3 protein-coding genes are annotated in these 1,780 nt (G+C 60.9%); 2 read left to right on the forward strand and 1 reads right to left on the reverse strand.

Translation table 11 applies throughout. The annotated features are described in order from the left end of the window. Together Q0341_RS02715 and ruvC are read left to right on the forward strand one after the other, a co-directional pair. Window positions 1–431: biosynthetic peptidoglycan transglycosylase (locus Q0341_RS02715; protein WP_299510379.1), on the forward strand; the 431-nt coding region annotated here is incomplete at its 5' end. Between the two features lie 29 nt (window positions 432–460). Beyond that, window positions 461–1,009 (forward strand): crossover junction endodeoxyribonuclease RuvC, encoded by a 549-nt coding sequence (ruvC, locus tag Q0341_RS02720; protein WP_299510381.1) that lies wholly within the window; start codon window positions 461–463, stop codon window positions 1,007–1,009. Between the two features lie 16 nt (window positions 1,010–1,025). On the opposite strand, the gene panC is transcribed toward ruvC, so the two are convergent. Beyond that, window positions 1,026–1,780 (reverse strand): pantoate--beta-alanine ligase (panC, locus tag Q0341_RS02725; RefSeq protein ID WP_299510380.1); only part of this gene is annotated, 755 nt, incomplete at its 5' end.

The following is a 1,780-nucleotide window of genomic DNA, read 5'->3' on the forward strand; positions in this document are numbered from 1 at the left end:
CCAAGGCCAAAGCGAATGCCGAAAAACGCGCCCAACGCCAGCCGGACAAACCGGTCACCGTGAAAATCGTGGGCGGCTCCACCATCACCCAGCAACTGGCCAAGAACCTGTTTTTGTCGGGTGAGCGCACCTTGCTGCGCAAGGGCCAAGAGATGGTGCTGGCGCTGGCGCTGGAGGCTTTCCTCAGCAAACGCCGAATCTTGGAAATTTACCTCAACAGCGTGGAGTGGGGCGAGGGCGTGTTCGGTGCCGAGGCCGCAGCGCAGCACTATTTCAGAAAAAGCGCGGCGCACCTGAACGCCTGGGAGGCGGCCCGGCTGGCGGTGATGCTGCCGCGCCCCCGCTATTTTGAAAAGCGGGCGCAATCGGCCTACCTCGCAGCGCGGGCTGAAACCATCGTGGCCCGCATGAACGACGTGGTCTTGCCATGAGCAGTCTGAGCACGACTGCACCGCCTACCCTGCGCATACTGGGCATTGACCCGGGTTTGCAAACGACGGGCTTTGGGGTGCTCGACATGACCGGCTCGCGCCTGCAGTACGTGGCCAGTGGCGTCATTGAAACCACCCGCGAAGACATGGGCAATTTGCCCGCCCGCTTGAAGGTGATCTACGACGGTATCCGTGAAATCACAGCGCGTTACCAGCCCGATGTGGCTTCGGTCGAAATCGTGTTTGTGAACGTCAATCCGCAAGCCACTTTGCTGCTGGGTCAAGCCCGTGGTTGCGCGGTCACGGCCCTCGTGTCCTGTGGTTTGCCGGTGGCCGAGTACACCGCTTTGCAAATGAAGCAATCGGTCACTGGCCACGGCCGTGCTGCCAAATCGCAAATTCAGGAGATGGTCAAGCGCTTGCTGCAGTTGCCCGTGCTGCCTCGACAAGATGCAGCCGATGCCTTGGGCATGGCCATCACCCATGCCCATGCCAGCCCTTCCATGAACAAACTGGCCGCCCAAGGCGTGCTCAACCGCAAAACCCACGGCATGTTCCGAAGCGGTCGCAGCCACTGAGGCTGCTGTAGGGCCATCAAATCTCGAAGTTGTCGATCAACCGGGTTTGGCCCAATTTCGCGGCTCCCAGCACCACCAGCGCATCACCGGCTTGAGGGGCTTGCAAGTCATGGCGGCGACGCACCGTCAGGTAGTCGGGCTGCCAGCCTTGCTGGTGCAGGCTGGCCATGGCTTGGGCTTCCAGCTCGGGCAAGTGCTGGGCCAGCGCGTCCTTGCAGGCCAAGGCATCACGTCCCAGCGCTTGCAGGACCCTTGACAGTTGCAGCGCTTGGGCGCGCTCAGGAGCGCTCAAATAGCCGTTGCGTGAACTCAGGGCCAGGCCGTCTTCGGCACGGCAGGTTTCCATGCCCAACACCTCAATGGGCAACACAAACTGCCGCACCATCTGACGAATCACCATGAGTTGTTGGTAATCCTTTTTGCCAAACACGGCCAGCCCATGGGCCTTGCCTGCAAACACACCCATGAACAATTTCATGACCACGGTCGAAACGCCCGTGAAAAAGCCGGGCCGAAATGCACCTTCCAAAATGTCGCCCAGGGCGGGGTCGGGGTGCACCTGGATGGTCTGAGGCTCGGGGTAAAGGTCGGTTTCTCGCGGCGCAAACACCACGTCGCATCCTGCGGCTTGCAGTTTGGCGCAGTCGGCCTCCCAGGTGCGGGGGTAGCTGTCAAAGTCCTCGTTTGGCAAAAACTGGAGCCGGTTCACAAAAATACTGACCACGCTGCAGTCGCCTTGTGGTTTGGCCTGTTCCAGCAGCTGGATGTGGC

This window comes from uncultured Limnohabitans sp. (assembly GCF_937889215.1).
Classification (GTDB): domain Bacteria; phylum Pseudomonadota; class Gammaproteobacteria; order Burkholderiales; family Burkholderiaceae_C; genus Limnohabitans_A.